The following is a 24,943-nucleotide window of genomic DNA, read 5'->3' on the forward strand; positions in this document are numbered from 1 at the left end:
GTCTGATTTTCTCAACCCTTAAATTGGGGGGATTGCCCCAGAAATCGTCTCATTCCAAACGCATTGTTACGTATGGATCGCTCGTGAAGACTCGGCGAGACGGGAACATGCTCCTATCTCGACACAATCGGCGCCTCATCGCCGCAAATGCGGCAGACGGCGCCCCATTTACCGCCCAGGCGGGCGGCGACGGCCGAACGCCCCCTGTCCGAGCGGATCGGCCTTCTCCGATGTCGATGTGATGGCCGGCGCCCGCCTCAGCGGGCGAGCGTCTTTGCGATCTCCGCGGTCACATTCGCGAGATATTCGCACCCGCGCACGAGATCGGCGTCAGCGGTGTTCTCGGTGATGTCGTGGCTGCGTCCGCCGATGCTCGGAACGAACATCATCATCGCCGGAATGCGGCGGCCGAGGATCATCGCGTCGTGCCCGGCTCCGCTCGGCAGCACCATGCTGGAGTAACCGAGCCGCTCCGCCGTCGCGGTGAAGACGGCCCTCAGACCCTCGTCCATCTCCAGCGGATCGACCTTGCCCATGGAGACCATCCGATAGCGCACCGGATCGGCCGCCTCGCGCGCCGCCACGGCCTCGGCGAGCGCCTCCTCGACATCGGCGATCACCATGTTGGAGAGGTCGCGGAACTCGAACACCAGCGAGGCCTCGGCGGGCACGACGTTCGGCGCGCCGGGGCTGAACTCGATCGCCCCGATATTCCAGACCGACTCGCGGCTGCCCCATTGCGGCAGCGAATCGAGAAGATGAGCCGCGAGGCGCAGAAGCGAGGCGCCGGCGTCCTTGCGCATGTCCATCGGCGTGGTGCCGGCGTGGTTGGCCTCCCCCATCGCCGTGATGCGGAAGCGGCGAATGCCGACGATTCCGCTGACGATGCCGAGATCGAGCCCCGCCGTCTCGAGACGCGGACCTTGCTCGATATGCGCCTCCAGGAAGGCCGCATGTCGCTCGGGATCGACGCGGATATCGCGCTCGGGCATGCCGTCGACGGGGAGGACGTCGGACAGAGCGAGGCCATCGGCGCGTGCGCCTCGGGCGAGCTCTTCCGCATCGAGAAGGCCGCAAAAGGCCTTGCTGCCGAGGCAGGGAACGAACGAGCCTTCCTCGTCCTGAAAGGAGATCACGTCGACCGCCGCGTCCGCCCCGGCCTCATCGAGCGCGCGGGCGACTTCGAGGCCGTAGATGACGCCCATCGCGCCGTCGAGCCAGCCGCCGCGCGGCACCGTGTCGGTGTGGGAGCCGATGAGGATCGCCTTGCCGGGCTTACGGCTCCGGCCGAGGACGGTGCCATAACGGTCGAACTCGGGAGAAAGGCCCACCTCCTCCATCCGGCCGGCGAGCCAGCGCCTTGCCGCGATATCGTCGTCGGAGAAGGCGATCCGGTCGACGCCGGTCTCGTATTTGCCGAACTCGGCGAGGCGGCGTAGGTCGCCGAGCAACCGGCCCGCGTCGATCTTGATCATGGGCCGGTTCCTCCTGTTCGTCCCGCCGTCCGAATTATCGACCGACGAGAACCCGCTCCGTCAAGACACGACGGCAATCCATCTCATATTCGAGGTCGCGGACCGGGGGCCGGTTATAGTGCCATGTGAGGCCGTGCCGGGCAGCGCCGCGCTTGACGATCGCGTCTTCGAGGAAGGCGTGGATCGGGAACACGGTGTAGAGCTGCACGGCCGTGGTGTCGGCCCAGGTCGCGCCGAAAAAGGACATGCGGCGCTCCATCTCGCCGAGCACATAGTCCGCCTTCTCGGCGATCGCGTCCGGGCTCGTCTCGCCATAGCGGACGGTGTTGTCGCGATAGGTGCCCTGCCCCTCGCGCGCCTCGCCGGAGCCGGCGACGATGAAGGTCGGCCCCGCTTCGCTCGTCGGCACGGTGTAGCAGAAGGCGTGAAAAGACGGCTCGGACGGCGGATTGATTTCGGGGCAGACATTGGAGCGGGCAACGGGATTGTCCTCGCCCTCCATGATGCCCCAGTCGATCAGCACGCTGCTATAGGCTTCGTTGAAGGTGCGGAAGCCGTCCTCGGTGAACGGGGCGGGCGAGCGCAACTCGCAGGCACAGAAGGAATCGAGCGGCCGGCCGATCTTCTCGAGATAGGCGCCGATCCGCTGAAAGCCCTCTTCGAGCTTCACCGGCTCCTCGAAGCGCACGCGCTCGATCGCGAAACCGTCGAGCGCCGCGACGCCGGCCGAATATTGCATCACCCCCGGAATATAGGAGTAGGTGGATTTGGTCTTGAGGCCACTCATGGCGTTGCTTCCGACTGATTGAGAAAGGTGAACGGGCGTCAGGCGACGCCCATATAGGCCTCGCGCACCTCCGGCGCGGCGGCGAGTTCCGCGGACGTGCCGGACATGGTGATCCGGCCGCGATCGAGGACATAGCCGCGCGAGGCAAGGTCGAGGGCGCTCATCACGTCCTGCTCGACGAGAAGGATCGAGATGCCGCCGGCATTGATCGCCTTGAGGCTGTCGCTCAGCATGTCGACGGCCGTCGGCGCGAGGCCGAGCGACAGCTCGTCGATCATGAGGAGCTTCGGCCGGCTCATGATGCCCCGACCGATCGCGCACATCTGCTGCTCGCCACCCGAGAGGGTCGCCGCGTCCTGATTGCGCCGCTCGGCGAGCCGCGGGAACATCGCGAACACCTTGTCGAGATCCTCGGCGACCGCCTTGTCCTCGCCGGTGCGCAGATAGGCGCCCATCAGGAGATTGTCCTTCACGCTCATCGTGCGGAAGAGACGCCGCCCTTCCGGCACGTGCGCGATGCCCGAGGCGAGCGCCGTTTCCGGGCCGCGGCCGGCGATATCCTCGCCCGCGATGCGGATCGCACCAGCGTCGGCCTTCACGAGGCCGGAGATGGTGCGCAGGAGCGTCGTCTTGCCGGCCCCGTTCGAGCCGACGAGGCAGACGATCTCGCCGGACGCGACGGTGATGTCGATCCCCCACAGGACACGGATCTCGCCATAGCCCGATTGAAGGCCGGCGACGGAGAGGAGCGGATCAGCCATTCGTCTCTTCCTTCCGCCGGAGCGCCGCGAGTTCGGCATAACGCCGGCCGAGATAGGCCTTGATGACGTCCTCGTCGTGACTCACCGCCTCGGGCGTTCCGTCCGCGATCTTCGCGCCGTGATGGAGCACGACGATCCGGGTGCACAGATTCATCACCACCTTCATCAGATGCTCGATGATGATGATCGTGACACCCCGCTCGGCGATCGTGCGGATGAGGTGCAGCGCCGTATCGATCTCGGTGTGGTTCAGCCCGGCATTCACCTCGTCGAGAAGGAGGACCTTCGGGTCCATCGCAAGGCTCTTCGCGAGTTCGAGGCGCTTGCGGCCGGCGAGCGTCAACTCGGCCGCCGGCGTATCGATCTGCGCCCCGAGGCCGAGAAACTCGATCGCCTCGCGCGCCTTCTCCTCCGCCTCGACGAGGCTGTGCGTGTTGGCCGCGAAGGCGGCCGGAGCAGTGACGTTCTGGAGCACCGTCATTTCCGGGAAGGGCTGCACGACCTGATAGGTCCGCGCGAGGCCCAGCCGGCTGATCTGATAGGGCTTCATCCCGTCGATGCGTTGACCGTCGAAGGTGACGGTCCCCGCCGTCGGCCGGTAGACGCCGGAGACGACGTTGACGAGCGTCGTCTTGCCGGCCCCGTTCGGGCCGATGAGGCCGACGATTTCGCCCGGCTCGACATCGAGCGTGACGTCCGACAGGGCGTTGAGGCCGCCGAAGCGGCGGGACACGCCTTGCAGGCTGAGAAGGCTCATGACTTGCCTCCCTTCCCGCGCGCGATCAGCCGTCGCGCCGGGCCCTTACGGCCGAACAACCCGAAGATCCCGTGCGGCAGGAAGAAGATCAACGCCACGATGATCAGACCGAGCACGATCGCGTGCATCGAGAGGAAGCTGCGCCACACGGTCTCTTCCATCACGAGGAAGAGCGCCGCGCCGACCGCCGGGCCGAGGATGGTGCCGGCACCGCCGAGCATCGTCATCACGATGGGCTTCACCGAGAGCAGCACCGAGAAGACGTCGGGCGGCTCGATATAGAAGACCCAGGAGGCGTAGATCGCCCCAGCCCCGCCGACGAGAACGGCCGACAGGGTGAAGGCGACGACCTTCTCCCGCGTCGTGTTGATGCCGACCATCGCCGAGGCGTCCTCGTTCTGGCGGATGCAGTTGAGCGCGAAGCCGAGGCGACTCTTGGCGACGAGCCAGTTCATCACGAGGGCGAGCACGGCGAGCGACAGCATGGCGTAGAAGAACAGCCGCGCCTGCGCGTCGATCGAGATGCGGATGATGGGCAGGTTGAGGCCCATGCCGCCGCCGGTCAGCGACGTCCAGGAGGTGGTGATCTCGAGAAGGACGTCCGCCACCACGAGGCTCGCGATCGCGAAATAGTGGCCCTTGAGGTGAAGGATCGCGGCCCCGAGCAGCGCGGCGAAGACGGCCGCGACGAGACAGGCCGCAATCCATGCGAGCGGCATCGGAATGCCGACCGATTGGAGGATCGCCCCCGCATACGCGCCGAGGCCGAAGAAGGCGGCCGTGGCGAAGGAGGGATAGCCGGCATAGCCGCCGATGATGTTCCACGACTGGGCGAGGACGGCATACATGCCGAACATCGTGCCGAGCCGGAGGAGATAGTTGTCGCCGAGCAGCGGCAGCGCCGCGAGGAGGGCGACGACGATCGCGACGAGGATGATGCGGATCATTCGTAGCCTCTCCGTCCCATGATGCCGGACGGCTTGAAGATCAGGAGGAGGATGAGGAGCGCGAAGGCGATCGTGAGCCCGTGTTGCGGGCCGAACAGCAGCGCCCCGAAGCTCTGGATCGCGCCGAGCGCAAGACCGCCGACGACCGCGCCCGCCACCGAGCCGAGCCCGCCCAAAACGCAGACCACGAACGCGATGCCGAGGAATTCCGGCCCGTTGAGCGGCGAGATCGGGAAGACCAGCGACAGCAGACTCCCCGCCGCCCCCGCCATCAGCGCGCCGATGCCGAAGGTGATCGCGTAGATCCGCTTCACCTTCACGCCCATCAGCGCCGCCGCCTCCGCATCCATCCGCACGGCAATGATCGCACGCCCGATGCGGGAATGGACGAGGACGAAATAGAGGATGCCGGTGAGGAGGATCGCCAGAAGCGTCGCGACGAGCCGGTCGAGCGGAACCACGAGACCGCCGATGATCGCGCTGCCGAGCGGGTTCGCGAGCGTGACCGAGCGATAATCCGCCGAGAAGGCGAGGATCATGCTGTTGTTGGCGATCAGGTCGAGGCCGAAGGTGAGGACGAGGGTCGTCAACACCGGCGCGCCGACCACGCGATTGATGAGCCCGGCCTGGAGACAATAGCCGAGCACGAAGAGCACCGCCCCGGCCGTCACGATCGACAGATAGGGATGGATGCCGAAATGCACGTAACTGAAATACGCGATGTAAGAGCCCAGGACCACGAAGGACCCGTGCAGGATGTTGATGACGTTGAGCACGCCCCACACCAGCGAAAAGCCCACCGCGATAGTCGCGTAGAGCCCGCCGAGGACGAGGCCGTTGAGGAGGATCTGGGCGTAAAGCACTGGCTGGGCACCATACCGGCCCACGGGGGGCCGGTACGGCTTCTCCCTGTTCTTATTCGATGCCGCCGAACACGAGATCGGCCTGCTTGATCGCCTCGGGGAAGATCGCCTTCGCCTCGCCGTCCTGGATCTGGAAGACCGGCGGCTCGAGCGACACGATCTGGCCGGTCTCGCCGAACTTCACCGGACCGTAGAAGGTGGTGACGTCGAGGTCGGCGAGGGTGTCGCGCACGGCCTGCGGGTCGATCGTGCCGGCCTTCTCGATGGCGAGCTGGAGGATCGCGCCCGCCGCACTCGCCGAGGCTTCGGCATAGTCCGGGATCGCGTCATAGGCCGCCTCGAAAGCGGCGACATAGTCGGCGGTGGAGCCGAAAATGTCCTCACCATCATAGGTGACGGAAGGGTGCCACCAGGCGGCGCTCGAAATGTGCTCGGCGAGCGGGCCACCGGCCTCGATGAACTCCTTGTAGGCGGGGCCGGCGATCATCGTCAGCACCTTCGGATGGATGCCGAGCTCGCTCATCTGGCGACGCATCAGGATGAGATCGTTGATGTAGCCGGTCGCGAACACCCAGTCGGGCTGGCGCTGGCGCATCAGAGTGAGCGCCGAGGCGTGATCGAGCGTGCCGATCGCGTATTCGTCGAACGAGATGACCTCGAGATCGTTTGCCGCCGCGGACGCTTCCATTTCCTTCGCGATGGCGAGCGGGAACAGATCGTTGCGGGCGTAGATGGCGACGGTCTTGATCTCCTCGTCGGCGCCGACGACGATCTCGGTGAGCGGGGTCGTCAACGTCGAGTTCGGGGTGAAGGTGCCGAACAGGAACTGATAGCCCTGATCGTAGACCGACTCGGACGACGCAGTCGCGGCGATCGTCGGGATGCCGTAGCGCTCGGAGACGCTGCTCGCGGCCTTCGCGGCGCCCGAACCGAACGGCGAGAAGAGGAAGCTCACCCGATCCTCGGTGATGAGGCGCTCGGCCGACTGGACCGCGCGGGGCGTGTTCGATTCGTAATCGACGTACACGATCTCGACCGGCATCTTCGTGCCGCCGACATCGATACCGCCCGCCTCGTTGACCGTTTCGGCCCAGAGGTCATAGCCGCGCTGTTGCTTGAGGCCCTCGGGAGAGAGCGGGCCGGTCAGCGGCAAAGGCGCGCCGACGCGGATGGTGTCTTGCGCGGCGGCGGGAGCCGCGAAGGCGAGGCCTGCGGCCAGCGTGACCGCCAGGGTCGGGATCGACAGAAGAGATGTTTTCAGCATTCGGCGCCTCCAAGTCTGCCGGGGTCATTCGGAGGAGCGTAGCGTTCGTTAGCGGTGCTTAAAACAAGAGATTCAAGCACGCGGTGTTGCAGATTTTGCAACACCCGAGACCCCGGCAATGTCGGCGAGCGTGCTGACGAAACGCGCCGCGACGGGGCTGAGCTCCATCCCGGTCCGCTTGACCACCTGCATCGACGAGGATGCGACCGCGCCTTCCGCGAGCGGAATCGCGACGACCTTGCCCGCTTCGAGCTCGCGCTCGATGCCGAATTCCGGCAGCAACGTCACCCCCATGCCGCAGATCCCGAACTGGCGGGCCATGTCGATCGAGTTGGTCTCGAGCCGGATCTTCAGTTCGATATTGCCGGCCTTCACGATGTGGTCGACGAGATGGCGGATCCCGAACGTCGCGTTGGGAAGACCGACGGGCTCCGTGGCGATTTCGGCAAGCGTCAGCGTCTTGCGATCCGCGAAGGGGTGATCCGGTGCGACCACCGCAAACAGCGGCGCCGGCATCCTGAGGAGCGGCGCGATGCCCGGCCGTGGGTGCGGATAAAACAGGATCCCGATCTCGCAGCGGTCCTCCTCCACCGCGCGGGCGACGTCGTCGGTGCCGGACACGACGACGTCGTACGTGATCTCGGGATAGGCGGTGGAGAAGCGGGCGAGCGCGTTCTGAAGAAGGCCGCCGATCGTCCCCTCAACGGTGTGGATCGACAGATGGCCGACGCGCAGCCCCTTCAGCGCGTCGATCGCGCTTTGGAGGCGCTGGACCTCGCGGCTGCGGGTGCGCACGAAACGGGCGAGGATCTCACCCGCCGGGGTGAGCCGCACCCCTTGCGCGTTGCGGACGAGGAGCTGCGCTCCGAAGGCGTGCTCGAGCTGGCGGATCTGCCGGCTGATCGAGGAGGCGGACATGTGCAAGACGTCCGCCGCCTGCCGGATCGAACCGTGCTTCACGACCTCGGCGAACGAGCGATAGTGGCTCTCCACGATGGGGGACCTTTGCGCGGACATCGACGCGCGACCCTAGAGCAGCTCTCGCCCGATCGGTATCGGCCGGGCGAGAATGTCGCTTGTTGCGGGCGCGCGGGCGGCGGCTCAGAGCGTCCCGTCGAGATAGCGGCGGAGCGTCGTTTCCGTACCGTCCTTCCAGACCATCGCGAGCGATTTGGCGAAGGCCGCGCGCATCTGCGGCGCGGTGCCGACATCGCCGTAGATATCGCCCATGCCGAGCCATGCATCGGGATTCTCTCGGGCCTCTTCGGCGAGGGGCTTCAAGCGGTCCCAGTTGGGGTCGTTCGGCTCGATGATCTTCCCCTCCTCGCTGATGCCGGCGCAATAGCGGCACCACAGCGCCGATTCGAGCGCGAGCCCGGTGATCGAGGCGCCGGTCTTCAACCGGTCGGCGATCGACGGGACGATGAATTTCGGCTGCCGGTTCGAGCCGTCGAGGCAGAGGCGGCGGACGGTGTCGCCGATCTTCGGGTTGGCGAAGCGCCGCTCGATCTCCTTGGCGTAGGTGGCGAGATCGGTGTTCGGCACCGGCGGGACGACGGGGATGATCTCGTCCGCGTGGATCTTGCGCAGGAAGGCGGCGATCAGCGGCTCGGCCATCGCCTCGTGCACATAGGTGATGCCGATGAGGCCCGCGGGATAGGCGATCACCGCATGGCCGCCATTGAGGATGCGGATCTTCATCGCCTCATAGGGCGAGACGTCGTCGACGAACTCGACGCCGACCTCTTCGAGCGCCGGCCGCCCGGTCGGGAAGGTGTCTTCGAGAACCCACTGGGTGAAATCCTCGCAGAAGACCGGCCACGCGTCGTCGATCCCGAAGGCGCTCTTCGCGAGCCCGCGTTCCCGCTCGCCGGTCGCGGGGGTGATGCGGTCGACCATGCCGTTCGGGAACACGACCTCACCCTTGATCCAGTCGGCAAGCGCCGGGTCGGACAGCGCGGCCGTGCCGACCACCGCGTTCCGCGCGACCTTGCCGTTGTGGGGGATGTTGTCGCACGACATCACCGTGAAGGGCGCCATTCCCGCGGCACGGCGCGCTGCGAGGCCGGCGGCGATGAGGCCGAACACCGTCTTCGGCGCGGCGGGATTGGCGCCGTCCGCGACGATCGCCGGATGGGCGGAGTCGAACACTCCGGACGAATCGATGAAATAGCCGCCCTCCGTCACCGTCAGCGAGACGATGCGGATCGCCGGATCGGCGAGCCGTCGCAGGATCGCCGGTGCGTCGGCGACGGGCGCGAAGTCGATCATCGCGCCGGTGACGTGGGCGCGGCTCACGTCCGCCGACTGTTCGACCACCGTCGTCAGCCAGTCCTGCCCTTCGAGCGCCTCGCGCATCGCCGCGTCGCCCGGCATCACCCCCGCGCCGACGATCGCGAAATCATGATCGCGCCCGGCCGAGAACAGCCGGTCGAGATAGGTCGCCTGGTGGGCGCGGTGGAAATTGCCGACGCCGAAATGGAGAATGCCGGGCGACAGATCACGCCGCTCATAGGTGGGTACGCCCGCTTTGCCGGCGATTTCGGGGAGATTCGCGAGGGAAAGACGGGTCATCAGCTCATCCAGTTGCCGCCGTCGACATTGTAGGTCTGGGCGACGATGTAATCGGCCTCCGGCGTCGCGAGGAAGATCGCCATGCCGGTGAGGTCTTCGGGCGTGCCCATCCGCCCATAGGGAACGGCGGCGCCGACCTGGCGCTTCTTCTCGCCGGGCATCAGCTTCTCGTGCTTGGCGAAGAGCGCGTCGACCCCGTCCCAATGCGCGCCGTCGACGACGCCCGGCGCGATCGCGTTGACGTTGATGCCGTGCTTCACGAGGTCGAGCCCGGCGGACTGGGTGAGGCTGATCACCGCCGCCTTGCTGGCGCAATAGACGGCGACGAGCGGCTCGCCCCGCCGCCCGGCCTGGCTCGCCATGTTGATGATCTTGCCGCCCTTCCCGTCCGCGATCATCCGCTTCGCCACCGCCTGCATCATGAAGAGGACGCCGGACACGTTGATCGCGAAGAGTGTGTCGTAGCTCTCGCGGGTGATCTCGGCGATCGGGGCGAGGTCGAAGACGGCGGCGTTGTTGATCAGGATGTCGATCCGCCCGAGCGCGGCGGAAGCGGTCGCGACCGCGGCGTCGATCGAGCGCTGATCGGTCACGTCGAGATGGAGGGCGAGCGCGCTTTCGCCGAGAGAGTCGGCCGTGGCGCGGGCGCTGTCGAGGTCGATATCGCCGATCGCGACGCGGGCGCCTTCACGGACATAAGCCTCGGCGAAGGCGCGGCCGATGCCGCGGGCGGCGCCCGTGATCAGGGCCGCCTTTCCGTCGAGCCGGCCCATTCAGATCGCCTTTCCGTCGGCGTCGAAGCGGTGGATCCGCTCCTCGATCGGAGTGAGATGGACGCGGTCGCCGTGGCGGACGCCGAACTCGCCGTCCGAGCGGGCGGTCAGCGTGCCCACCCCGTCAACATTGACGTGGAGGAAGGTGTCGGAGCCGAGATGCTCGGACACGGTCACGAGGCCGGACCATTTGCCCTCCTCCATCGACAGGCGCAGATGCTCCGGGCGAATGCCGATTTGCGCCGCGCCCGCCTCTTGCGCGTCGCGACCGTCGATGAAGTTCATTTTGGGGGAGCCGATGAAGCCGGCGACGAAGGTGTTCTTCGGCGCGCGATAGAGCTCCAGCGGGCTCCCCACCTGCTCGATCCGGCCGGCGCTGAGGACGACGATCTTGTCGGCCATCGTCATCGCCTCGACCTGATCGTGCGTCACGTAGATCATCGTCGTCTGGAGCTGATTGTGCAGCTCCGAGATTTCGAGGCGCATGTTGACGCGCAATGCCGCGTCGAGATTCGACAGCGGCTCGTCGAACAGAAAGGCCGCCGGCTCACGCACGATCGCGCGGCCGATCGCGACGCGCTGGCGCTGGCCGCCGGAGAGCTGGCCGGGCCGCCTGTCGAGATAGTCGGTGAGGTTCAAGGTGGCGGCGGCGGCCTTGACCTTCTTGTCGATCTCGGCGCGCGGGAGGCCGGCCATCCTCAGCGGAAAGGCGATGTTCTTTGCGACCGACATATGCGGATAGAGCGCGTAGGACTGGAACACCATCGCCAGACGGCGTTTGGCCGGCGGGGTCAGGGTCGCGTCCTGCCCGTCGATGAGGATCGTGCCGGACGTGACGTCCTCGAGCCCGGCGATGAGGCGCAGGAGCGTCGACTTTCCGCAGCCCGAGGGGCCGACAAAGACCACGAACTCGCCGTCCTGGATATCGAGATCGAGAGGCTTGATGACCTCGACGGTGCCGAATTGCTTGGTGACGTCCTGAAGGATGATCTGGCCCATGATGTCCTACTTCACCGCGCCGAAGGTGAGGCCGCGCACGAGCTGCTTCTGGGAGAACCAGCCGAGGATGAGGATGGGGGCGATCGCCATCGTCGATGCGGCGGAGAGCTTTGCATAGAAGAGACCTTCCGGACTCGAATAGCTCGCGATGAACGCCGTCAGCGGCGCCGACCGGGCCGCCGTGAGGTTCAGCGTCCAGAACGCCTCGTTCCATGCGAGGATGATGTTGAGCAGCAGCGTCGAGGCGATGCCCGGCACCGCCATCGGCACGAGAACATAGAGGATCTCGGAGCGCAGCGTCGCCCCGTCCATCCGCGCCGCCTCGAGGATGTCGCCCGGAATCTCGCGGAAATAGGTGAACAACATCCACACGATGATCGGTAGGTTGATCATCGTCAGCACGATCACGAGGCCGAGCCGCGTGTCGAGAAGGCCGGTGTCGCGGAAGATCAGATAGATCGGGATGAGGACACCGACCGCGGGCAGCATCTTCGTGGAGAGCATCCACATCAGGATGTCCTTGGTGCGCTTGGCCGGCACGAAGGCCATCGACCACGCCGCGGGGATCGCGATGACGAGCCCGGCAACGGTCGAGCCGAGTGAGATGATCACCGAGTTCATGAAGTGGCGGAAATAATTCGACCGCTCCTGCACGGTGACGTAATTTTCGAGCGTCCAGTCGAAGAAGAGGAATGACGGCGGCGTCGCGACCGCTTCGGCCTCCGTCTTGAAGCTCGTCAGGATCGTCCAGAGGATCGGGAAGAAGATCAGGAACGCGATCGCCCAGGCGATGACGGACATGACGATCTTTTGGCGGGTGGGGATCGCACGGGCCATGGCTCAGATGTCCAGATTCTTGCCGATCATCCGCATCAGGAAGATCGCGACGATATTGGCGAGGATCACGGCGACGATGCCGCCCGCAGAGCCGCCACCCACGTCGAATTGCAGGAGCGACTGGGCGTAGACGAGGAAGGTGATGTTCGTCGTCGCGTAGCCCGGCCCGCCATTCGTGGTGACGAGGATCTCGGCGAAGACCGAGAGGAGGAAGATCGTCTGGATGAGGATCACCACGGTGATCGCGCGGGCGAGGTGCGGCAGAATGATGGACCTGAAGCGCGACAGCGGCGGCGCGCCGTCCATTTCAGCCGCCTCGAGCTGCTCCGAATCGAGCGATTGCAGCGCCGTCAGCAGGATGAGGGTCGCGAACGGCAGCCATTGCCAGGCGACGATCAGAATGATGGACAGCAGCGGAATCTCGGCGAAAAAGTCCACCGGCTGGAGGCCGAACCCCTTCGCGATCCACGCGAAGAGCCCACTCACCGGGTTCATGAACATGTTCTTCCAGACCAGCGCCGACACCGTCGGCATGACGAAGAAGGGCGCGATCACCAGAATGCGGACGATGCCCTGGCCGAAGATCGGCTGGTCGAGAAGGAGCGCGAGCAGCACGCCGCCGACGATGGTGATCAGAAGAACACCACCGACGAGAAGCAACGTGTTGGTCAAAGCAGCGAAGAATGCGGGATCGGTGAGGAAGAACTCGTAGTTCATGAACCCGATCCACTCCTCCATCCCCGGCATCAACAGGTTGTACCGGAGGAAGGAGAAGTAGAGCGTCATCGAGAGGGGCACGATCATCCAAAGCAAAAGCAGGATGACGGCCGGTGTCATCATGAGCCGTGCGGCGGCTCTGGAATGTTGCGTGGCCACGAGCGTGCTCCTCGACAGACGAATGCGAGGCGCCGAAGCGCCCGCCAGGGGGGACGGGCGCCCGGTCGGCGCCCGTCATGCGGCGCCGTGGCCTATTTGGGGTAGCCGGCGCGGCGCATTTCCCGGCTCGTGACCTGCTGGGCGGTGGCGAGCGCCTGATCGGCCGTCACCGTGCCCGCGAGCGCGGCGGAGAATTGTTGACCCACCGCGGTGCCGATGCCCTGGAACTCCGGGATCGCCACGAACTGCACGCCGGTATAGGGCACCTCGTCGACCGTCGGATTGTCGGGATCCGCCGCCTCGATGGAGCGGAGCGTCATCGCGGCGAACGGAGCCGCCTTCTGATAGTCCGGGTTCTCATAAAGGGAGGTGCGGGTGCCCGGCGGGACGTTCGCCCAGCCTTCCTTGTCGGCCACGAGCTGCAGATAGTCCTTCGAGGTCGCCCAGGCGATGAACGCCTTCGCCGAATCGACCTTTTCGGAGCCCGCAGGAATGCCGAGCGCCCAGGCCCAGAGCCAGTTGCCGCGCTTGCCGAGGCCGTTGTCCGGCGCCAGCGCGAAGCCCACCTGGTCGGCGACCTGGCTATCGTTCGGGTTGGTCACGAAGGAGGCGGCGACGGTCGCGTCGATCCACATGCCGCATTTGCCGGACTGGAAGAGGGCGAGGTTCTCGTTGAAGCCGTTGGAGGACGCCCCCGGAGGGCCGGCGTCCTTCATGAGGTCGAGATAGAAGTTGAGCGTGTCCTTCCACTGCTGGCTGTCGAATTGCGGGTTCCAGTCCATGTCGAACCAGCGCGCGCCGAAGGAGTTCGCCATGGCGGTGAGGAGCGCCATGTTCTCGCCCCAGCCCGCTTTACCGCGCAGGCAGATGCCGTAGATCTCGTTGCTCTTGTCGGTGAGCTTTCGCGCCGCCTCGCCGATGAACTCCCAGGTCGGCTCCTCGGGCATTTCGAGGCCCGCTTTCTCGAACAGGTCCTTGCGATACATCACCATCGAGCTCTCGCCATAGAAGGGCGCGGCGTAGAGCTTGCCGTCGACGGAGAGGCCGTTCCGAATGGCGGGGAGGAGATCGTCGACGTCATAATCGTCGCCGAGATCGTCGAGCGGGACGAGCCAGCCTTGGCGCGCCCAGATCGGCACTTCGTAGGTGCCGATGGTCATCACGTCGTATTGACCGCCTTTGGTGGCGATATCGGTGGTGACGCGCTGACGCAGAACATTCTCTTCCAAGGTCACCCATTCGATCTGGATGTCGGGGTGCTTGGAGGTAAAATCATCCGCAAGGCTCTGCATGCGGATCATGTCGCCATTGTTCACGGTGGCGATGGTAATCGTTTCGGCTTGGGCGGCGACACAGAGCGCAACGGCCGACGTCGCGCCGATCAAGGTCGGCAACAACCGCATAACAGTCCTCCCCATCTCATATTGGCGTTTATCAATGCGCAGACTCTGCCGATGCAGCGATCAAATTGTCAACGCATGAAAGGACGGGGATCGAAACTGATCTCATCCCGCCGGTCAACCACATCCGACAAGGAATCAGGCAATTTTGTTTCCATCTAAACTAAGGGAACTACATCGTTAATTGCGCGATCGTTCAATACATTCTTGAGAGCGGTACCATTTTCCTCGCGAAGATTTATGGAACTGTGATCACATGCCCGCCCCGCGGCGGCCGGCTGGCGCGCGGGTGGGACCATGGCGACCGATCCGGCGATTTCGTCCGACGGAAAAGCGCGCTAAGAGGCCAGCGAACGCGCCGCATCGCGCTTCCGCCGGCGCTCGTCGAAAGGTCATCGTGGGACAACTCTCCGACACCGCCACCCTCCTTGCCGACCGACTCACCTCGCGCGCGGCCGTCGTCGGCGTGATCGGGCTCGGCTATGTCGGCCTTCCCCTCGCCGCGAGCACGGCCCGCGCCGGGTTTGCGACGATCGGCTTCGATGTCGATCCGCAAAAGCCGGAACGCCTCAAGGCCGGCGTCTCCTATATCGACGCCGTTTCGTCCGAGGAGATCGCGGACCATGTCGCGGCCGGCCGGTTCGACGCGACGACCGACTTCTCCCGCCTCGCCACGTGCGACGTGATCGCGATCTGCGTGCCGACCCCGCTGACGAAGAATCGCGACCCGGATCTGTCCTTCGTCGTCGCGACGGCGGAGACGATCGCGCGGGCGCTGCGCGCGGGCCAGCTCGTCGTCCTGGAATCGACCACCTTCCCCGGCACCACGGACGAGATCGTCCGCCCCATTTTGGAGGCGACCGGCCTCCTGTCGGGCCGCGACGTCTTCCTCGCCTTCTCCCCCGAGCGCGAAGATCCCGGCAACACCGCGCACAAGACGGCGACCATCCCGAAGGTCGTCGCCGGCGACGGTCCGGACGCCTCCCATCTCGTCGCCGCCTTCTATGGCGCGGTGGTGGAGAAGATCGTTCCGGTCGCCACGACCCGGACGGCGGAGGCGGTGAAGCTCACCGAGAACATCTTCCGCGCCGTCAACATCGCCCTCGTGAACGAACTGAAGGTCGTCTACGCCGACATGGGCATCGACGTGTGGGAGGTGATCGACGCGGCGGCGACCAAGCCGTTCGGCTATATGCCGTTCTATCCGGGCCCCGGCCTCGGCGGTCACTGCATCCCGATCGATCCGTTCTATCTCACCTGGAAAGCCCGCGAATACGGGCACGCGACGCGCTTCGTGGAGCTCGCGGGCGAGGTCAATGTCGCGATGCCCGATTATGTCGTGACGCGCCTCGCCGAAGCGCTCGACGAGACGTCGACCCTGTCGCTTGGCGCGTCGAAGGTTCTGGTGATCGGCCTCGCTTATAAGAAGAACGTCTCGGACGTGCGCGAAAGCCCGTCGCTGCGGCTCCTCGAGATGCTGGAGGCGCGCCGCGTGGCGGTCGCCTATCACGATCCGCACGTCGCCTCGATCCCGCCGACGCGCAAGCACGGGCCGCTGAAGGGCCGCGCCTCGACCCCGCTGACGGCCGAAACGGTCGCCGGATACGACGCGGTGCTGATCGCGACCGACCACGACGACGTGGATTATGCCCTCCTCGCCGCGCACGCACCGCTGATCGTCGACACGCGCAACGCGATCCGCAAGCGCGGCCTCACGCCGACGGGCCGGCTCGTCCTCGCCTGATCAGGCGTTGACGATCCGCCCGCGGCTATAGATCAGCAGCATCCCGATGATCACCGCGCCGTAGATCACCTGGCGAAACGCCTCCTCCATCTGCATCACCGACAGGACGCTCTGGAGGAGCACGATGATCAACGCGCCGACCACCGTGCCCGCATAGCGCCCTTGGCCACCCAGAATGTTCGTCCCGCCGAGCACCACCGCGGCGATCGACGGGAGAAGATAGGCATCGCCCATCGCCTGATAGGCGCGCGCCGAGTAGCCGCCGAGCGCGAGCCCCGCGATCACCGCGCAGAGGCTGCACATCACGAAAGCGGCGACGATGACGAGGCGCGTCCTGACGCCCGACAGATAGGCCGCCGCCTCCTGATTGCCGATCGCGTACATATAGCGGCCGAGCGGGGTGCGGGTGAGGACGAAGACCAGCGTCAGCGACACGAGCGCCCAGACGATCACCGAATGCGGAATCCCGAGCGTCCGATCGCGGCCGAGAAAGAGCATCAGATCCGTTGCCGCGCTCTGCGGGGCGTGGCCGCCGGTCAGCATCACCATCAGACCGAGAAGCACGGTGTTGACGCCGAGAGTGAAGATCATCGACGGCACGCGCAGGAACGCGACGCCGAGCCCGTTGACGAGGCCGACTGTGAGGCCGACCCCGATACAGGTGAGCGCCCCGAGCGGTCCGCCGATCGCCGTCGCCAGCATGGCGCCCGCGGCGAGCGTCCAGGGGACCGACAGATCGATATGGCCGAGGAGGATGACCATCATCATCCCCGCCGCGGTGATGCCGAGAAAGGCGCCGACATGGAGCTGCTGCATCAGATAATTCGGTGACAGGAACACCGCCGTGCCCTGCGTCGAGAGCGTGTAGACCGTCCCGACCGCGAGAATGAGGACGATGAATCCGAGCCCGATGAGGATCGGCTTGTCGATTTTCGACACGAGCGACATCGGCTTTCCTCAGGTGAACAGCGACAGACGGTTGCGCACGCGGAAGGTCCGAGCGGCACCGAGCGAAACGGCGATGAGGAGGATCACCCCCTCGAAGAAGGGCTGAAGCAGCGGGCTCGCGACGAAGCCGAGCGCGGAGGATTCCGGCACGACGCGGAAGATGAAGGAGATCGAGCGCAGCACCAGCGCCCCGAAGATCGTCCCGATCACCCCACCGCTACCGCCATAGAGCGACGTTCCGCCGATCACCACGGTCGCGATCGAGCGCAGCGTGTACTCGGCCGCTTGCGGCGCGTCGGCGTTGCCGGAGCCGATCTGCATGGTCAGATAGATCCCGGCGCAGCCCGCGAAGAAACCGGCGAGCGTGAACGCCGTCAGCTTGCACCGGTTGATCTTCACGCCCGACATGAAGGCCGCCGCCTCCGAAGAGCCGACCGCGTAGCAGCCCCGCCCCGTCGCGGTCCGGCGGAATGGAAGCCAGACGAGGACGACGATCAGGATGAGGTAGATCGGCTGGAGCGGGATGAGGCCGAACCAGCCGAGATCCTCCCACCAGCCATAGGTGTAGCCGAGCTCGTTGATGTCGTTGGTGAAGGCCCAGGCGAAATCGCCGTCGATCCGCCCGCCCGGCGTCGGCCGCAGGAAGAGGGCAAGGCCGAGATAGATCGCCCCGGTCGCCAGAGTCGCGATGATCGGCTGGATCCGGCCGTAGACGACGATACAGCCGTTCATGAAGCCGCAGGCCGCGCCGAGCGCCATGCACGCGATCACGCCGAGCACGATGCTGCCGCCCGTCCCCGCCATCACGATCGAGCCGAAACAGTTGACGAGCGTCATCAATGGCCCGACCGACAGGTCGAGACCGCCGATCAGCACGACCATCGTCTGCGCCATGCCGACGAGGATCAGCGCGAGCGCCTCGTTGCCGTTCTGCAGGACGACGTTCATCCCGTAATTGGGATGCATCGAGACGTAGATCGCGTAAAGGACGACGAAGAGGCCGATCGCGAGCACGAGGCCGAGATTGTGGGCGATCGCGAAACGCAGCGTCTTCATTGGACGGCTCCCGTCGGGATCTCGCCCGGTTGAAGGTTGAGGGAGCTCGCGATGATGTTCGTCTCGGTGAGCGACTCGCCCGAGAGCTCGCGCACGACGCGTCCGTCATAGAAGATGAGGACGCGGTCGCAGCAGCCGATCAGCTCGTCGTAATCGGTGGTGTAGAAGAGGATCGCGGCCCCTTCCGCGGCAAGGCTGCGCAGGAGCTGATAGATTTCCTGTTTGGTGCCGACATCGATCCCGCGCGTCGGATCGTTGAGGAGGATGATCCGCGCCCCGGTGAGCAGCCACTTGGCGATCACCACCTTCTGCTGATTGCCGCCCGAGAGCGTCGCCACCGGGGCATCGAGGTCGGAGACCTTGATCTGCATCCGCGCGACCATCTCCTTGATCTTCTCGGCCTCCGCCGAGCGGTCGACGACGAGGTGCTTGGTGAGCCAGGGCAGCGCCGCCATGGTGATGTTGTCGGCGACGCCCATCGGCAGCATCAAACCCTCGGTCTTGCGGTCCTCCGGGATCAGCGCCATCCCGATCTCGGGCGATTTCGCACTCGCCGGGCTGTGGATCTTCACCGGCTTGCCGCCGATCGACACGGTCCCCGCCACCCCGCGCAGGACACCGAACAGGGCGAGGAGCAGTTCGCGCTGGCCCTGGCCGTCGAGCCCGCCGACGCCGACGATCTCACCGCGCCCGACCGACAGCGAGATGTCCCGCAGCGCCGGGGGCCAGGTGAGGCCGCGGGCCGTCAGGACGGGCTCGGGCGGGCTCGTCCGGGCCGGCTTGGGTGGGAAGACGTTGGACCAGTCGCGGCCGATCATGAGCTGGACGATCTCGTCGTCGCTATGGTCGCCTTTCTTGAAGGTCTCGATATGGCGGCCGTTGCGGAACACGGAGCAGGTGTCGGCGAGTTCCTCGATCTCGTGCATCCGGTGGGAGATGTAGAGAAGCGACAGACCCTCGTCGCGAAGCTGGTGGAGGATCGCGTACACCTTCTCGACGTCTGAGCCCGTCAGCGCGGAGGTCGCCTCGTCGAGGATGAGGATGCGCGGATGGCGGCCGAGCGCCTTGGCGATCTCCACCATCTGCCGGCGCGAGAGGGGCAGGTCGCGCACCCGCTCACGCGGGTCGATATCCTCGCAGCCGACACGGGCGAGCAGCGCCTCGGCCTGCCGCCGCTGTGCCCGTCCGTCGATCAGGCCGAGACGCGTGCGCGGCGGATCGGTGATCGCGATATTGTCCGCGACCGAGAGGTCCGGCATCAGCGACAGTTCCTGGAAGATGCACACGATCCCCGCCGCGTTCGCCTCCAGCGGGGAGGCGAAGCGAACCGGATTGCCGCCCAGGGACATCGTCCCTCTGTCGGGCTGAACGACACCGGAGATGATCTTGATCAGCGTCGACTTGCCGGCCCCGTTCTCGCCAAGGACGGCGTGGATCGAGCCGGCGCGAGAGGCGAAATCGACATCGGAGAGGGCATGGACGCCGCCATAGGATTTCGAGATGCCGCGCATCACGAGATCGGCACCGCCGACGGGCGCTGCCGGTCCACCATCGAGCATGGACGAACTCCGGGTCTAGGGGAGAAGAGCGCGAGCGGCCCGGCCGATGCTCGACGGCACCGGCCGGATGATGTCGTCAGTTGTTCGCTTCGCTTTCCGCCATGATCTCCGGCGCGGTGATGGTCACACCGCAGGGAGGAAAGTCGTTCGGCGTGAAGAAATCGTCCGGCAAATTGGACCAGTAGTTCACCCCGTCCTCGACCGTCTCGAAGTTCACCACCGGGATCGGAACGGAGATGAGCTGCGGCATCGTCTCGCCCTGCAGCGCCGAGAGGGCCGCCTTGATCGAGATCGCGACGAGACCCGGGGACTGACCGTAAGAGAGGCCGAGAAGGCCCTCTTTGGAATGCTCGGCAATCTGCTTGCGGAAGCCGTTCTCCGCTTCACCGGCCATGGGCACGAAGGGATGGCCCGCGTCGATCAGCGCCTGCACGGTCCCGTTCGTCCCGCCCTGGCTGAAGATGCCGTCGAATTTGCCGTGCACGGCGAGCGCGTCGGCCGTCACCTTCTGCGAATCGCCCGGCGCCCAGTTGCCGACCACCTCGACGATCTCGAAATCGTTGCCGTCGCCCTCCATCACGGAGCGGAAGCCCTCGTGCCGGTCACGATCGACGGAGTTGCCGGGAAGGCCGCGCACTTCGAGGATCTTGCCCGCGTGGCCGACATGATCGACGAGCCATTCGCCCGACATCACGCCCATCTCGTACTGGTCCTCGTTGACCTGCATCACCTCGTCGGTGTCGAGCACATTGTCGAATGGGACGAGGACGACGTTGTTGCGGTTGGCGAGGCGGATCACCCGGTCGAAGCCGGTGGGGCTGACGGCGATGGTGATGATCGCGTCATAGCCCTGGTTGATGAAATCTTCGATCGCGCCGAGCTGAGCGGCGGCGTCCGTTCCGGTGGAGACGACCTTGAAGTCGGAGATCAGCGGCGCGACGTCCTCTTTCTCGACATAGGCTTTCGCGGTCTTGATCATCTGGATGCGCCAGATGTTGCCCACGAACCCGTTCACCACGGCGACCTTGAACGGCCCCTCGCGCGGCTCCCACTGGAAATAGGCCGTTTCGTCGTTCCATGGCACGAAGCACTTCGGCTCGTAGCCTGGTCCGTCGACGGTTTTCGGGCCGGCGAGTGCGGCACCGGCGGCGAAGGTCATCGCGGTCGCCAGCATGGCCGCCGTCATGGCGTGCTTCATGAAGTCCTCCCATGATGGACGGGGTTGCCACGGGGACACCCCGTCTCGTGCTCATTTGTTTCGCCAGGTCTCGGCCGAACAAACGGCGAGTCGGCGCATAGAGGATAGAGCAATCTAAGCGGGAAGTCCAAGACGAGATTTTGCGAATATTTGAAATCGTATAGTCGTTCGCATCCAAACAATGGGAAAGCCGCCGCCCGCGCGCCGAGGCGACTTCGCGCTCACAGAACGGTGGCGTCCGCATATGCCTCGGCCGGGGCGGGCGCGCCGAGGAGGTGGCCCTGGAAGCGGATGCAGCCGAGCCGCTTCAGCGTTTCGAGCTCCTCCTCGGTCTCGACCCCTTCGGCGATCACCCCGATGTCCATGTGATGCGCCATGTCGAGGATCGCCCGGACGACGCTCTGCGCGCCGCGATGGTCGGCGGCGGCGATGTCGCGGACGAAGGACTGGTCGATCTTCACGAAGCTGATGGGGAGATCCGCGAGGAGGCGGAGCGAGGTGTAGCCTGTCCCGAAATCGTCGATCGCGAAGCGTACGCCGCAATTGTTGATGGCGCGGATCGTCTGGGTGAGGCTCGACACGCTCTGCACGGCGAAACTTTCGGTCAGCTCGATCGTCACCGAGCGGCCGGGAACGCGGCATCGGATCAGCGTGTCGGCCACATGGTCGACGACGCCGGGCGCTTCGAGCGTGCGCACCGACATATTGAGCAGGAGCATGTCGAGCCCGCTCCCCGCCTCGAGCCAAGCGGCGAATTGCTCGATCGCGAGGGTGAAGACCTCGAAATCGATCCGCGAGATCAGGTTCGTGCTTTCGGCGATCGGAATGAACGTCGCCGGCGGGACGGGCTCGCCGGTGCGCCGGTTGCGCCAGCGCACCAGCGCCTCCATGCCGATCGCACGGTCGCCGTCGAGCCCGAAGACCGGCTGGAAGACGAGCCTGAAATCGTGATGCTCGAGCGCGGCCGCGAGATCGAACTCCATCAACAACCGGCTGTCGGTCGAGTTGAGCACGGCCTTGTCGAAGACCATCACCCCGCCGCCGCCAGCATTCTTGACGTGATAGAGCGCGAGGTCCGCATAATGCACGAGCGCCTCGGGACTGTCGGCATCGCGGGGGAGCGCGCTCACCCCGACGCTCGCGCCGACGACGATGCTGTGCCCGTCGATGAGGACGGGCGTGCGGAACTGATCGACGAGATCGTTCGCGAAGGCGACCAGCTCGTCCTCTGCGGCGCCCCGGCACAGGATCGCGAACTCGTCGCCGCCGATCCGGTAAAGGCGCATGTTCGGCCGCAGGAACGCCTCTCCCCGAACGACCAAGACGCGGAGCAGTTCGTCGCCGATCGCGTGGCCATAGGCGTCGTTGACCGGCTTGAAGCGGTCGAGATCGATCGAGATCAGGGTCGTGAGGCGCGTCGTCGTCGCCTCGGCGGCCGCCGTCGCGAGATCCTCGACGAAGGCGACCCGGTTGAGCGCGCCCGTCAGCGCATCGTGCGTCGCGAGAAAGCGGATCTTCGCCTCGGCGCGAGCCCGCTCGGTCACGTCGATGAAGATGAGGATGTTCTCCCCGGCGGCGCGGGAGGGCGGCAACAGATCATGAAGCCGCTCCCGCCCCCGGACGAACGCCTTCTTCACGAGGACATCGCGCCCCTCCTCGATGAAGTGCACGTGCGCCTCGCCGCGCATCGGGCTCGAGAAGAGGTGCCGCGTCAGCCCGCGAAAGCCGGCGATGACGACACCGTCGACGCGGAAGCTGTGCGTGTCGCCGGCCAGCTCGCTTGGGTCGCTCGCATTCAGCATCTCGAGGAGTGAGCTGTTGGCGAAGTGGATCTCCGCATCGGAATCGATTTGGCAGATGCCGACCGGCGCGCTCTCGGCGAGCGCCATGAAGCGGCGCATCTCCGCCTCGAGCTTGCCGCGCAGCTCGTAGAGCTCCGTCACGTCGATCGCGACGCCGATATTCGCGCCGCTCGGCGTGCGGGTCTTCGTGACGCGCAGCCAGACATTGCCGGGATAGACACGGTCCGACGGCTGACCGTCGGCGACGGTCTGGACGCGGAGGCGGCGCTCCATCTCCCGCGGAATGTCCGCCTCGGGCATCGTCCGTTCGAGCGACCGGTGGAGCAGCTCGCGATAGGGCGCGCCCGGAACGAACGTCTCCTTCGGAACGCCCAGCACCTCGCGATAGCGACGGTTCGCGAGGACGAGCCGATCCTCTTTATCGTAGACCACGATCGCCGAACGCGTGACGTCGAGCGCTTCCTGCACGACGGAAAAGCGGTCGAACATGAAGGCGACGGCGAGCGCGGCCACCCCGGCCCCGATGACGGGCACGAGCAACGCCCAGCCGGGCACGCCCCCGCTCCACAGGAAGGCCGCGAGCGGAACGAGCGCGCTCGTCAACGCCAGCAGCGCGGTGATCGCCAATGTGTTCGGCTTGAAGATCAGCCCGCGCACGTGAGTCCAAAGGCGCATGTGTCCCCGCTTTGCGCGCCGTTCTGTTCGCCCGGTCGCGGCTTTTCTTTGGTCGCCACGCCGTCGCGCCGGACGCGGCCCTCTCTCGTGACGGCGACCCCCGCGACCCGCGAAACAGCTCAGAATGCGCGAAGCAGCCTCGAGTGGTACGCCTATGAAACACTACCACAAATATCCTTTGCCGGTCTTTTCCATCGCTTGCATCCGCCTCGCGACGTTTGGGGCTCGCAACCGGGATCCGAATTCGTGTTAAGAGGGTTGCAACCGCAGAGAGTCGATTGCCTCATTGCAGGAGGCGACGGAGCCCAGACCGGCGGACGGAGCAAACGGGCGGGAGCGAATCATGACTGTGATCCAGGGTCTCATCGAACACATCAACCTGCCGCGCATGGCGCCGGTGCGTCAGATCTTCGAGGACACCTCGCTTCCCGATGTCGATGCCGCGCTGCGCGAAAGCTTCCGCACATCCGGCGTCGCCGAGCGGATCAAGCCGGGTGCGCGGATCGCCGTCGGCGTCGGCAGCCGTGGTCTAGCCGATCTCCCGCTTCTCGTCCGCGTCACGGTCGACGAATTGAAGAAACTCGGCGCGGAGCCGTTCATCGTGCCGGCCATGGGCAGCCATGGCGGGGCGACCGCGCTCGGCCAGGAGCGGCTTCTCGCCGGCCTCGGCGTCACCGAGGAGAGCGTCGGCGCCCCGATCCGCTCCTCGATGGAGACCGTCGAGCTCGACCGGCTGCCGAACGGCCTTCCCGTCCTCATCGACCGCTATGCCATGGAGGCGGACGGGATCTGCGTCATCAACCGTGTGAAGGCGCACACGAGCTTCACCGCGCCCATCGAAAGCGGCATGGCGAAAATGATCACCATCGGCCTCGGCAAGCAGAAGGGCGCCGATTCCTGCCACGCGCACGGCTTCGGCAAGATGGCTGAGCATGTCGTCGAGATGGCGAAGATCAAACTCGCCAAGGCGCCCATCCTGTTCGGCGTCGCCTCGGTCGAGAACGCCTATGACAAGATCGCCATCGCCGAGGTGGTGCTCGCCGAAAACATCCTGGAGCGCGAGCTCGACCTCCTGAAGATCTCGAAGGCGAGCATGCCGCGCATCCTGTTCAACCCGATCGACGTTCTCGTCGTCGACAAGATGGGCAAGGAATATTCCGGCACCGGCACGGATCCCAACATCACCGGCCGCGCGCCGACGCCTTATATCAAGCTGCAACAGGAGGCGACGCGCTTCGTCATCCGCGACTTGTCGATGAAGAGCGGCGGCAACGCGACGGGCATGGGCCTCGCCGACATCATCACCCGCCGCCTCTTCGACAAGATCGACTTCAACGCGACCTACGCGAACCACATCACGTCCACGGTGATGCTCGGCGCCAAGATCCCGATGATCATGGACAATGACGAGCTCGCTTTGAAGTGCGCGATCAAGACCTGCAACAGCCTCGATCCGGGCAACATCAAGATGGTCCGCCTCGAGAACACGTTGCATCTCGAAACCATCTGGATCTCCGAGGCGCTGCTTGCCGATGCCGAGGCGAATCCGGCGGTCGAGATTCTCGGCGAGGCCCGCGCGATCGACTTCGACGCCGATGGGAACATCGCCGACACCATGGCCGCCGCCGCTTGAGGCGACCCACCCGAC

General features: G+C 65.7%; 21 protein-coding genes. 2 read left to right on the forward strand and 19 right to left on the reverse strand.

The genetic code is table 11. The features are described from left to right. Positions 1-257: 257 nt before the first annotated feature. The 14 genes from L1787_RS10615 to L1787_RS10680 all read right to left on the reverse strand — a co-directional run bounded on the left by L1787_RS10615 (position 258) and on the right by L1787_RS10680 (position 14,316). Positions 258-1,475, reverse strand: a complete 1,218-nt coding sequence (locus L1787_RS10615; protein WP_235708796.1) for a hydantoinase/carbamoylase family amidase — start codon at positions 1,473-1,475, stop codon at positions 258-260. A 34-nt stretch (positions 1,476-1,509) separates the two neighbouring features. Next, positions 1,510-2,262, reverse strand: coding sequence for a 2-amino-5-chloromuconate deaminase CnbZ (cnbZ, locus tag L1787_RS10620; protein ID WP_235708797.1), 753 nt, complete (start codon positions 2,260-2,262; stop codon positions 1,510-1,512). 38 nt (positions 2,263-2,300) lie between these two features. Next, complete coding sequence (locus L1787_RS10625) at positions 2,301-3,023, reverse strand: ABC transporter ATP-binding protein (RefSeq protein WP_235708798.1); 723 nt, start codon at positions 3,021-3,023, stop codon at positions 2,301-2,303. Continuing rightward, positions 3,016-3,780 (reverse strand): ABC transporter ATP-binding protein, encoded by a 765-nt coding sequence (locus L1787_RS10630; protein ID WP_235708799.1) that lies wholly within the window; start codon positions 3,778-3,780, stop codon positions 3,016-3,018. The genes L1787_RS10625 and L1787_RS10630 overlap by 8 nt, the downstream gene beginning before the upstream one ends. After that, complete coding sequence (locus tag L1787_RS10635; RefSeq protein WP_235708800.1) at positions 3,777-4,727, reverse strand: branched-chain amino acid ABC transporter permease; 951 nt, start codon at positions 4,725-4,727, stop codon at positions 3,777-3,779. Before L1787_RS10635 ends, L1787_RS10630 begins: the two co-directional genes overlap by 4 nt. Continuing rightward, the gene (locus tag L1787_RS10640) at positions 4,724-5,590 is read right to left on the reverse strand and encodes a branched-chain amino acid ABC transporter permease (RefSeq protein WP_235708801.1); all 867 of its coding nucleotides are present in this window, start codon (positions 5,588-5,590) and stop codon (positions 4,724-4,726) included. The genes L1787_RS10635 and L1787_RS10640 overlap by 4 nt, the downstream gene beginning before the upstream one ends. Positions 5,591-5,642: 52 nt before the next feature. After that, positions 5,643-6,854 carry an amino acid ABC transporter substrate-binding protein gene (locus L1787_RS10645; RefSeq protein WP_235708802.1) on the reverse strand — a complete coding sequence of 404 codons (1,212 nt, stop codon included), beginning with the start codon at positions 6,852-6,854 and terminating at the stop codon, positions 5,643-5,645. Positions 6,855-6,926: 72 nt separating this feature from the next. After that, positions 6,927-7,847: a LysR family transcriptional regulator gene (locus tag L1787_RS10650; RefSeq protein ID WP_235708803.1), complete on the reverse strand. Its 921-nt coding sequence runs from the start codon at positions 7,845-7,847 to the stop codon at positions 6,927-6,929. A gap of 108 nt (positions 7,848-7,955) precedes the next feature. Next, on the reverse strand, positions 7,956-9,431 hold the full coding sequence (locus L1787_RS10655) for a mannitol dehydrogenase family protein (RefSeq protein ID WP_235709097.1): 1,476 nt from the start codon (positions 9,429-9,431) through the stop codon (positions 7,956-7,958). After that, positions 9,428-10,201: an L-iditol 2-dehydrogenase gene (locus L1787_RS10660; protein WP_235708804.1), complete on the reverse strand. Its 774-nt coding sequence runs from the start codon at positions 10,199-10,201 to the stop codon at positions 9,428-9,430. The genes L1787_RS10655 and L1787_RS10660 overlap by 4 nt, the downstream gene beginning before the upstream one ends. Continuing rightward, entirely contained in the window at positions 10,202-11,200 is a 999-nt protein-coding gene (locus L1787_RS10665) for an ABC transporter ATP-binding protein (protein WP_235708805.1), read from the reverse strand. A 6-nt stretch (positions 11,201-11,206) separates the two neighbouring features. Next, positions 11,207-12,037 carry a carbohydrate ABC transporter permease gene (locus tag L1787_RS10670; RefSeq protein WP_235708806.1) on the reverse strand — a complete coding sequence of 277 codons (831 nt, stop codon included), beginning with the start codon at positions 12,035-12,037 and terminating at the stop codon, positions 11,207-11,209. A 3-nt stretch (positions 12,038-12,040) separates the two neighbouring features. After that, complete coding sequence (locus L1787_RS10675; protein ID WP_235708807.1) at positions 12,041-12,913, reverse strand: carbohydrate ABC transporter permease; 873 nt, start codon at positions 12,911-12,913, stop codon at positions 12,041-12,043. A gap of 92 nt (positions 12,914-13,005) precedes the next feature. Then, positions 13,006-14,316 carry an ABC transporter substrate-binding protein gene (locus tag L1787_RS10680; RefSeq protein WP_235708808.1) on the reverse strand — a complete coding sequence of 437 codons (1,311 nt, stop codon included), beginning with the start codon at positions 14,314-14,316 and terminating at the stop codon, positions 13,006-13,008. A gap of 394 nt (positions 14,317-14,710) precedes the next feature. Between L1787_RS10680 and L1787_RS10685 the strand changes: the two genes are divergently transcribed. Beyond that, on the forward strand, positions 14,711-16,057 hold the full coding sequence (locus L1787_RS10685; RefSeq protein ID WP_235708809.1) for a nucleotide sugar dehydrogenase: 1,347 nt from the start codon (positions 14,711-14,713) through the stop codon (positions 16,055-16,057). Here the strand turns inward: L1787_RS10685 and L1787_RS10690 are convergent, their stop codons facing one another. From L1787_RS10690 to L1787_RS10710, 5 genes are all read right to left on the reverse strand, one after another. Continuing rightward, positions 16,058-17,005: an ABC transporter permease gene (locus L1787_RS10690; RefSeq protein WP_235708810.1), complete on the reverse strand. Its 948-nt coding sequence runs from the start codon at positions 17,003-17,005 to the stop codon at positions 16,058-16,060. It abuts the gene before it with no gap. A 9-nt stretch (positions 17,006-17,014) separates the two neighbouring features. Then, positions 17,015-18,061 (reverse strand): ABC transporter permease, encoded by a 1,047-nt coding sequence (locus L1787_RS10695; protein WP_235708811.1) that lies wholly within the window; start codon positions 18,059-18,061, stop codon positions 17,015-17,017. Next, positions 18,058-19,620, reverse strand: a complete 1,563-nt coding sequence (locus L1787_RS10700) for a sugar ABC transporter ATP-binding protein (RefSeq protein WP_235708812.1) — start codon at positions 19,618-19,620, stop codon at positions 18,058-18,060. The genes L1787_RS10695 and L1787_RS10700 overlap by 4 nt, the downstream gene beginning before the upstream one ends. Before the next feature lie 76 nt (positions 19,621-19,696). Then, the gene (locus L1787_RS10705; RefSeq protein ID WP_235708813.1) at positions 19,697-20,818 is read right to left on the reverse strand and encodes a sugar ABC transporter substrate-binding protein; all 1,122 of its coding nucleotides are present in this window, start codon (positions 20,816-20,818) and stop codon (positions 19,697-19,699) included. Between the two features lie 221 nt (positions 20,819-21,039). After that, a complete protein-coding gene (locus L1787_RS10710; RefSeq protein WP_235708814.1) occupies positions 21,040-23,295 on the reverse strand; it encodes a putative bifunctional diguanylate cyclase/phosphodiesterase in 2,256 nt (751 codons plus the stop codon). Between the two features lie 343 nt (positions 23,296-23,638). Between L1787_RS10710 and L1787_RS10715 the strand changes: the two genes are divergently transcribed. Then, positions 23,639-24,928, forward strand: coding sequence for a nickel pincer cofactor-dependent isomerase, group 22 (locus L1787_RS10715; RefSeq protein WP_235708815.1), 1,290 nt, complete (start codon positions 23,639-23,641; stop codon positions 24,926-24,928). Positions 24,929-24,943 lie beyond the last annotated feature (15 nt).

It is taken from the genome of Acuticoccus kalidii (genome assembly GCF_021556395.1).
Lineage (GTDB): Bacteria > Pseudomonadota > Alphaproteobacteria > Rhizobiales > Amorphaceae > Acuticoccus > Acuticoccus kalidii.

Bases quoted from the DNA above. Each gene is read 5' to 3' on its own strand.
- cnbZ (WP_235708797.1), bottom strand. From the start codon at position 2,262: ATGAGTGGCCTCAAGACCAAATCCACCTACTCCTATATTCCGGGGGTG.
- L1787_RS10710 (WP_235708814.1), bottom strand. From the start codon at position 23,295: ATGCGCCTTTGGACTCACGTGCGCGGGCTGATCTTCAAGCCGAACACA.
- L1787_RS10695 (WP_235708811.1), bottom strand. From the start codon at position 18,061: ATGAAGACGCTGCGTTTCGCGATCGCCCACAATCTCGGCCTCGTGCTC.
- L1787_RS10615 (WP_235708796.1), bottom strand. From the start codon at position 1,475: ATGATCAAGATCGACGCGGGCCGGTTGCTCGGCGACCTACGCCGCCTC.
- L1787_RS10635 (WP_235708800.1), bottom strand. From the start codon at position 4,727: ATGATCCGCATCATCCTCGTCGCGATCGTCGTCGCCCTCCTCGCGGCG.
- L1787_RS10645 (WP_235708802.1), bottom strand. From the start codon at position 6,854: ATGCTGAAAACATCTCTTCTGTCGATCCCGACCCTGGCGGTCACGCTG.
- L1787_RS10680 (WP_235708808.1), bottom strand. From the start codon at position 14,316: ATGCGGTTGTTGCCGACCTTGATCGGCGCGACGTCGGCCGTTGCGCTC.
- L1787_RS10715 (WP_235708815.1), top strand. From the start codon at position 23,639: ATGACTGTGATCCAGGGTCTCATCGAACACATCAACCTGCCGCGCATG.
- L1787_RS10660 (WP_235708804.1), bottom strand. From the start codon at position 10,201: ATGGGCCGGCTCGACGGAAAGGCGGCCCTGATCACGGGCGCCGCCCGC.
- L1787_RS10630 (WP_235708799.1), bottom strand. From the start codon at position 3,780: ATGAGCCTTCTCAGCCTGCAAGGCGTGTCCCGCCGCTTCGGCGGCCTC.
- L1787_RS10665 (WP_235708805.1), bottom strand. From the start codon at position 11,200: ATGGGCCAGATCATCCTTCAGGACGTCACCAAGCAATTCGGCACCGTC.
- L1787_RS10670 (WP_235708806.1), bottom strand. From the start codon at position 12,037: ATGGCCCGTGCGATCCCCACCCGCCAAAAGATCGTCATGTCCGTCATC.
- L1787_RS10705 (WP_235708813.1), bottom strand. From the start codon at position 20,818: ATGAAGCACGCCATGACGGCGGCCATGCTGGCGACCGCGATGACCTTC.
- L1787_RS10700 (WP_235708812.1), bottom strand. From the start codon at position 19,620: ATGCTCGATGGTGGACCGGCAGCGCCCGTCGGCGGTGCCGATCTCGTG.
- L1787_RS10690 (WP_235708810.1), bottom strand. From the start codon at position 17,005: ATGTCGCTCGTGTCGAAAATCGACAAGCCGATCCTCATCGGGCTCGGA.
- L1787_RS10625 (WP_235708798.1), bottom strand. From the start codon at position 3,023: ATGGCTGATCCGCTCCTCTCCGTCGCCGGCCTTCAATCGGGCTATGGC.